The 7,210-nt window shown below is 46.2% G+C and carries 7 protein-coding genes and 1 pseudogene; 5 read left to right on the top strand and 3 right to left on the bottom strand.

Annotation, left to right across the window (positions count from 1 at the left end; translation table 11 throughout):
• Positions 1-152: 152 nt before the first annotated feature.
• Complete coding sequence (locus H6S82_RS12465; RefSeq protein ID WP_190464628.1) at positions 153-644, top strand: GNAT family N-acetyltransferase; 492 nt, start codon at positions 153-155, stop codon at positions 642-644.
• A gap of 61 nt (positions 645-705) precedes the next feature.
• Here the strand turns inward: H6S82_RS12465 and H6S82_RS12460 are convergent, their stop codons facing one another.
• Positions 706-1,449 carry a DUF1995 family protein gene (locus tag H6S82_RS12460; RefSeq protein ID WP_190464627.1) on the bottom strand — a complete coding sequence of 248 codons (744 nt, stop codon included), beginning with the start codon at positions 1,447-1,449 and terminating at the stop codon, positions 706-708.
• Between the two features lie 76 nt (positions 1,450-1,525).
• Between H6S82_RS12460 and H6S82_RS12455 the strand changes: the two genes are divergently transcribed.
• The 3 genes from H6S82_RS12455 to H6S82_RS12445 all read left to right on the top strand — a co-directional run bounded on the left by H6S82_RS12455 (position 1,526) and on the right by H6S82_RS12445 (position 4,770).
• On the top strand, positions 1,526-2,890 hold the full coding sequence (locus H6S82_RS12455; protein WP_190464626.1) for a TAXI family TRAP transporter solute-binding subunit: 1,365 nt from the start codon (positions 1,526-1,528) through the stop codon (positions 2,888-2,890).
• Positions 2,891-2,953: 63 nt separating this feature from the next.
• On the top strand, positions 2,954-3,766 hold the full coding sequence (locus H6S82_RS12450) for a DUF559 domain-containing protein (RefSeq protein WP_190464625.1): 813 nt from the start codon (positions 2,954-2,956) through the stop codon (positions 3,764-3,766).
• Positions 3,767-3,825: 59 nt separating this feature from the next.
• A complete protein-coding gene (locus H6S82_RS12445; RefSeq protein WP_190464624.1) occupies positions 3,826-4,770 on the top strand; it encodes a transposase in 945 nt (314 codons plus the stop codon).
• Between the two features lie 30 nt (positions 4,771-4,800).
• On the opposite strand, the gene H6S82_RS12440 is transcribed toward H6S82_RS12445, so the two are convergent.
• Together H6S82_RS12440 and H6S82_RS12435 are read right to left on the bottom strand one after the other, a co-directional pair.
• Positions 4,801-5,967 carry a cysteine desulfurase family protein gene (locus H6S82_RS12440; protein ID WP_190464623.1) on the bottom strand — a complete coding sequence of 389 codons (1,167 nt, stop codon included), beginning with the start codon at positions 5,965-5,967 and terminating at the stop codon, positions 4,801-4,803.
• Between the two features lie 131 nt (positions 5,968-6,098).
• Positions 6,099-6,479, bottom strand: a complete 381-nt coding sequence (locus H6S82_RS12435) for a hypothetical protein (protein ID WP_190464622.1) — start codon at positions 6,477-6,479, stop codon at positions 6,099-6,101.
• Positions 6,480-6,829: 350 nt separating this feature from the next.
• On the opposite strand from H6S82_RS12435, the pseudogene H6S82_RS12430 reads away from it, so the two are divergent.
• Positions 6,830-7,210, top strand: a pseudogene (locus tag H6S82_RS12430) (competence protein ComE); the annotation flags it as partial.

Here is a 7,210-nt window from a genome sequence, read left to right as displayed (position 1 = left end):
ATCTCTTAAGTAAAATTGCGTACTTGAATAAAAGTGTACTGTCAGAATAGTACATAAAAAATAATTAAAGACGCAATAGAAGAGAAAAATGTTCCGAACGAGCGGTTACTATTAAAATCTATAACTGTGGAAGTAAAAGAAGAATTTGTCAGGTGAAAATTCACTATCGCGATTTTGTAATTCGTTCCTGGTCAGAGGCCGATCGCACTCATGTTGCCGCTCTCATCCATTCTGTTTTAACAGAGTACGGCTTGCCTTGGCAACCAGGGGACGCAGACAGGGATGTCTTGCAAATAGAAAACTTTTATCTGGCGACTGGGGGAGAGTTCTGGGTGGTGGAACGGGACGGGCAGCTAGTGGGAACTGCGGCTTACTATCCCATCCAGCGGGGAAAGCACGCTGTAGAAATTCGCAAAATGTATCTGTTGCCGTCTGTGCGGAGACAAGGACTGGGAAAATTTTTATTACAACAGCTGGAAAGCGCGATCGCAGCTAGAGGCTTTCAACAAATTTGGATTCAAACGGCCAGCATCTTAAAAGAAGCGGTACAGCTGTATGAAAGCAGCGGGTATCAACGGACATCTGGGATAGAGGCGGCAAGATGCGATCGCATTTACGTCAAATGGGTAGTTGGTGGTGGTTAAAATTGCAAATTAAATAATTGCAGATTTAAATTTGAAATCTGCAATTACCTTTGTCGATCCTCTATCGATTCAAAGCGCGTAGGAAGCGCTGCATATTAGTGAAAAATCCCGGCTTTTTGGGACGCGGGGTCTCAGCTGTATCGCTATCGGTAGGGCCAATTGCATCAAATATAATTCGATCGACTTCCTCACCAACCGGTTTTTGAGGCAATTCTGCAATGAGATTGTAATTGTCGCCCACCTCCAACCAAACTTGCCAAGGCCCGGGATAGCAGCGAAATACAGCTGCGCCTTGTAGAGGTCTGACATAATAGCAAGATTGCAAAGTATTGAGGAAGCGTTCCCGCAGCTGACGCCCAGCGTAGCCAATACCGACAGTACCCGCATCTTCCAAATGAGGGATTAGTAAAATTACCGGACGATCGCCCACTGCATTGCACAGCTTTTCTACTTCTGCCACCTCCACCGAACTGAGGTTAACCAGCAAAAATATTTCATCTTCCGGTTGAATTTTATTTTCAATGGGGGTTCTGCCCATGCCGATATCTTGTATTTTAAAAGGTACCTCTCCCCAATCGCGACGGGCGAGGGCAGCCGCACCGGCATCGGGAAAGAACATTTTTACTTGTCCAATGCGATCTTCAAAAACTTCGATAAATTGCTTGGCGATCGACTGCGCTTGCAGTGCGATTTCCGGGAAAAGTAACTCAACTTGCAGCCGAGTGTAACCATCTGCGATCGCCGCAAGCGTTGCTTGGCGAGATTGCGCGATCGCCTCTTCTAGGGTATTGGGAAGTTCTGCCATAGTAAACGGATTTTAGATTTTAGATTAAGTGCTAAACAATAGTATCAGGCATAACGATTGCCAAGGAGATAGAAAATTGCAAGGACGCAAAATCGTGATTTCGATCGCACTCTTGAGCTTGGTAGCGTTCGGGGGATTTGCCTGGAGATTAGCCAAAGAAAACCATCGAGTTATCCACCTGACTGTTGCGACTGGGAATAAGACAGGTGAAGCTTACCGCTTTGCACAAGCAATGCAGCAGGTGATTGCCAGACATCAACCGCAGATCCAACTCAACATTATAGAAACAAACGGCTCTCTGGAAAATATGCAACTCTTGGAGAAGCGAAAAGTAGAACTGGCGATCGTCCAAAGCGATACCCCAGCGCCTGCATCCGCACGTGCGATTAGTTTACTGTATCCGGAGTTGTTTCATCTAGTTGTTTCTCAGAAATCTGCTATCCAAAGCGTACCCGATCTTAAAGGCAAACGAATTGCCCTCATGCCTAAAGGCAGCGGTTCTTTTGACGCCTTTTGGCTTTTAGCCAAACATTACAACTTAAAGCCAAACGATTTGCAATATGTGGCATTAAGCCCGGAAAAAGCATTGTTAGCCTTCAAAAAAGGAGAAGTTGATGCAGTTTTTCGCAGCTTACCAGTAGGTAATCGCTGGACAAGAGAATTAATCCAAACTATTCCTGGCAGGATGGTGCCGATCGATCAAGCGGCAGCGATCAGAATTTCTCTTCCTTATTTGGAAGAAGGCACAATTCCCAAGGGAACTTACAAAGCCGATCCTCCCGTCCCCAGTCAAAATATGCCCGTTGTGGGAGTGGGAGCGGCACTCATAACTCGTCAAGATATCGAGCCAAAAATTATTCGTTCCCTTACTACTATTATCTATGAATATCGTCACGATTTAGTCAAGTTGGAGCCAAAAGCAGCAACAATTAGTCAACCGGGCGTAGGTCAAAGTCTTGGCTTACCTCTACATCCCGGTGCCCAAGCTTACTACGACCGAGAAAAGCCAGATTTTCTGTCATCAAATGCTGACGTACTGGCTTTGCTTATCTCAATGGGATCGCTGGTTGCCTCTTGGATTTTCTCGTGGCGATCGCGTTTGCTTGCCAAACAAAAGAACCGCTTCGATAAGTACAACCTGGATATCCTAGATATTCTCGAACAAGCACGCAACACCTGCAACTTAGAACAATTAGAACAACTGCGGCAAAATTTATTTGAAATTTTCCGCAAAGTTGTCGAAGATTTGGATAACGATCGCATTACCCAAGAATCATTCCAATCCTTTACCTTTGCTTGGGAAGTGGCAATTAATACTATTCGCCATCGCGAAACGATGGTCTTAAATTTGCAAGTTTTGCCTGCTATTCCCGCTCGAGTCTCGTTCCCAGGTTTAACCAGGGAAAGCGGTTTAGAAGGCTCTCCTTCCCCCGATCGTTAATCTATGCCAAAAGAAGGTATAATCCTCCCCAATACATTGCTATAAAATCAAAGTGAAATTGATATGACATCAGACAGCGAACTATTAGTTGCGATTATGAACAGTCGGCTGGACATGGAAATTGCCCGTGACCGACATTGGTACAGAATTCCCACGCTCAATGCAGATAAACTTCTCAAAAAGCGTTGGCCTCCCACATGGTTAGCTTTCTACCAAACCAAAGTATTTGGCAAACAAGCTCATACAGTACGTTACTACGCGCAAGTTGAGCAAATTCGGGCAGTTTTTCGCTGGGAATTGTTTCCCAATTTACCAAAAGACAAAAAGAGCCAGCAACGTTATTACAAACTTGAATTATCACCACTGGAACGTTTACCAGCACCAATTATTAGCCGACGATATAGGCGCATTGTCTTTATCTCAACTACCCTGGAAAAGTTTAGGAAAGCAGAGGAAATCAACGACTTATACGACGAAAGTCCACTGGAAGATAGGCTGTGGGCAGAGTTTAAACGACTGGATATCAATGCCGAACGTCAAGAGTTTGTGACAGTTAAAAATTCCACCTACGCTCTCGACTTTGCCATTTACTGTACTTACGGCAAAATCAACATTGAAACTGACGGCGATACTTGGCACGCCGATAAAGAGCGTATTCATTTAGATAATGAGCGAGACAACGACTTACAAACAAATGGTTGGCATACGTTGCGATTTAATACCTATCACATCCAAGAAAAAATGTCTGAGTATTGCCTACCGACAATAATTGAAAATATTAATCGTCTGGGTGGCTTGAAGGAAGAAGGGAGAGTTTTTCCGCGTTTGATAAAGTCCAATTCATCAGATGAATTTGTCCAGTTGACTTTGTTTTAAATTTTAATAATTATGGTAACTTTGCCGAGGTTTTATTATGCAACAGGAGGAGATACTGGATGGAAGATGAAGTGCGATCGGATTACGACAGTGCTTGGAAAGAAGCGCTAACCGTATATTTTGAGCCATTTATGGCTTTTTGTTTTCCAGATACTCACAGAGATATTGATTGGCAAAGAGGTTATGAAACGCTAGACACGGAATTGCAAGAAGTCATTCGCGATGCCGAGACAGGCAGGCGTTTAGCAGATAAGCTGGTAAAAGTATGGCTCAACTCCGGCGAAGAGGCGATAGTGTTAATTCACGTCGAAATCCAAGGACAAGAGCAGTCAGACTTTTCCGAACGAATGTACATTTACAATCATCGGTTATTCGATCGCTATCGGCAAAAAGTATTCAGCTTTGCCGTATTGGGAGACGAAAACACCAATTGGCGACCGACAGGCTATAGTTATAGTCGATGGGGATTTCAAAGCAGTTTACAGTTTCCGGTCGTGAAACTGCTCGACTATGCAGCCGCTACCCTAGAGGAAAGCACCAATCCTTTTGCCACCATTATCGCCGCACATCTGGAAACTCAAGCAACCCGCAGCGATCTACAGCGCCGTTTTCAGTCTAAATTGAGATTAGTGCGGCGACTCTACGAGCGCGGCTATAGTAGAAATCAGATTTTGGAGCTGTTCCGGTTCATCGAATGGATAATGGCATTACCGGCAGCAGTTCAGCAAGAGTTTAAAACTGAAATCAGGCGAATAGAGGAGGAAAGGCGAATGTCATACATTACCAGTTTTGAACGGGATGGTATACAGCAGGGTCGCTTGCAAACGTCTCGCGAGGATGTAATTGAAGTGCTGGAAACGCGGTTTTCAACTGTGCCAGATACCTTAAAAAATAGCATTTTTGCGATCGACGATCTAGGGCTTTTGAAACAACTGCTTAAACGCGCTATTACGATCGATTCGGTGCAAGAGTTTGAGCAATTGTTGGCAGAAGGACAATTGTAACCGCATCGTTGAAACCATCTGCATCTGCCCTTAACAACCGGATAATGCTACCTTTGGCATCAAACGTGCCAAAACTTGCTTCAGCACCATTGCCGTCCAATCTATATCCGCTGCGGTCGTGTGGCGACCCAAGCTGAGGCGAATACCAGATTTGGCGGCGGCAGAACTGTAACCCATTGCCAACAGCACCGGACTGGGGGTAATTTTACCGCTGTTGCAAGCAGCACCAGCGCTAATGCCAATACCGGCCAAGTTGAGGTGTCGCACGAGAGTTTTACCGCTGAGCTTTTCACCATCGGCATCTGGCAAACAGAAACTGACGTGGTGAGGCAAACGGTGCCAGCGATGCCCTGTGGGAGTCAGACTGGGCGTATCGGCAAGTAGGTCGAAAAGACGATCGCGCAACTCGATCGACCTTGGCGTTTCCACTGCCATTTCTTGCGCTGCCAGTTCCGCAGCCATACCAAAACCGGCAATAATTGGCACAGCCTGAGTTCCGGAACGCAGTCGCATTTCTTGTCCCCCACCGCCCAGCAAAGGAACTAACTTGACACCCGGACGGATATAAAGCGCCCCCGCTCCTTGTGGGCCATAAATTTTGTGACTGGAAAGGGAAAGTAAATCTACAGGTAACTTTTGCACATCGAGAGGCAAACGCCCAGCTACCTGCACAGCATCTGTGTGAAATAGCACACCGCGATCGCGGAGAATATTTCCCAAACCTTCGATCGGTTGCAGCGTGCCAACTTCGCTTTGACCGTGGATAATCGAAACTAACACCGTATTAGCTTGCAGGGCGTTCTCCAAGTCGTTTTCGCTGACTCTTCCCCACTTATCCACCGGCAAGCGCGTCACTTGCCAACCCCATTGTTCCAGCCAGCGGACAGGTTCTGCCACCGCTGAATGCTCAACACTGGAAATGATAATATGCTGAGGTTTGGTGTAACATCGAGCCACACCCATAATTGCCAGGTTATTTGCCTCCGTACCGCCAGAAGTAAATACGATCGACTCCGCCGGCGCGTTAATTAGCCCAGCCACCTGCATTCTGGCTTGTTCTAACATAGTTGCTGCCCGTTGACCCCACTCGTGCAAGCTGGAGGGATTACCCCACTCTTGGGTGAGGACTGCTTGCATCGCTGCGATCGCCTCTGGGCGGGTCGGTGTTGTAGCGCTGTAATCTAGATATATTTGCATAATCTTTAACCGTTAGAGGTCGCGGCAGAGAGAGGCTCTACTTTCAGCATAATCCGCCAAGGTCTGACAACTAACAACTAACCTGTAACAGTTGAATTTTGACTGAGGAACTTCTGACTTTTGACTTTCGACTAACTTCCCGGTTTGCGGACATTGTAGTCCTCGTGGGACAAAACTGCTTGGGGAATTAGTATATTACCGCAGTCCCGACAGAGCATCCGGTAGTTGCGGGTAATGGGAATACTGATAATAAAACGATCGTGCCGCAGCCGCTTGCCGCCAAATTCTGTGTAATGCTTTTGTTCTTGTAAAGCAGCAATCACAGTGCGTGCCTTGACCACCACATGAATGGGCAGATCCCGCAGATCGATCGGGTCGCGGTCAAAGGTGGACTCCCACTCGTGTTTTAGCTGTTTTTTTTGTTCCAGTACGGCTTTTTTTTGGGCACACAGATGGCACGCTTGACCGTAGCCCTTATGGCCGCATGGAAATAGCTTTTTTCTTCTAGGCATAACAGAAGTGTGGATTGAGATGAATACATCCACTCAAATGCGGCAAATTGGCTACGTACCCGCCAGAACTAGGGGCACTTCTAGTTGCTGCCGGCTAACAAAGAGAGTAGCCTTGCAGGAGCCATCCTTTAGTTAGCGCGATCGCTTCGGCTGTTTAGTCCTGCTACCTTCTGGGAGTTTCCGCCCCTCAAAATAATTGACAGTACGGGGAACTTTGTTTGTAGCCAAAAGATCTCAAGGTATAAACTTTAGATTACAGAATTTTAGCAAGAAAGCTCATAGCTTCTTGCGACGGAATCAGTTGCTTGTCTCGTAAGGTCTGAAAATAGAGGGCTGTTGGCTATTGACTTATGAACATTAATTTGCTTAAAACCACCCTCAGACAAGCAGCATCGATTTTATTAGCACTTACCCTAGCTGCTTGTCAACGGGCTCAACCGCAAATTCAGCAACTGACTCCCCTACCCCAAGACCCCTTTATCGAGGTTTACTTCAACCACTCCGAGTCAAGTTCTTACAGAGAACCTTACCGCAAGCAAACGCGCCTTGGTGATAACCTGGAACAGCTTATTATCGATTCTATTGCAAGTGCTAAATCTACGGTAGATGTGGCGGTTCAGGAGTTACGCTTGCCGAATATCGCCAAGGCGTTGGTCGATCGCCAAAAAACAGGAGTCAAGGTTAGAGTTATTTTGGAGAATACTTACAGCCGTCCCTGGAGTAAGTTTACA

The organism is Planktothrix sp. FACHB-1355 (assembly GCF_014748295.1).
Taxonomy (GTDB): domain Bacteria; phylum Cyanobacteriota; class Cyanobacteriia; order Cyanobacteriales; family Aerosakkonemataceae; genus Aerosakkonema; species Aerosakkonema funiforme_A.
Note: the sequence above shows the minus strand (reverse complement) of the source record. Positions and strands in the feature narration are given on the sequence as shown.

Coding starts and splice junctions, on each gene's coding strand:
- H6S82_RS12445 (WP_190464624.1), top strand. CDS start 3,826: ATGGAAGATGAAGTGCGATCGGATTACGACAGTGCTTGGAAAGAAGCG.
- H6S82_RS12450 (WP_190464625.1), top strand. CDS start 2,954: ATGACATCAGACAGCGAACTATTAGTTGCGATTATGAACAGTCGGCTG.
- H6S82_RS12460 (WP_190464627.1), bottom strand. CDS start 1,449: ATGGCAGAACTTCCCAATACCCTAGAAGAGGCGATCGCGCAATCTCGC.
- H6S82_RS12435 (WP_190464622.1), bottom strand. CDS start 6,479: ATGCCTAGAAGAAAAAAGCTATTTCCATGCGGCCATAAGGGCTACGGT.
- H6S82_RS12440 (WP_190464623.1), bottom strand. CDS start 5,967: ATGCAAATATATCTAGATTACAGCGCTACAACACCGACCCGCCCAGAG.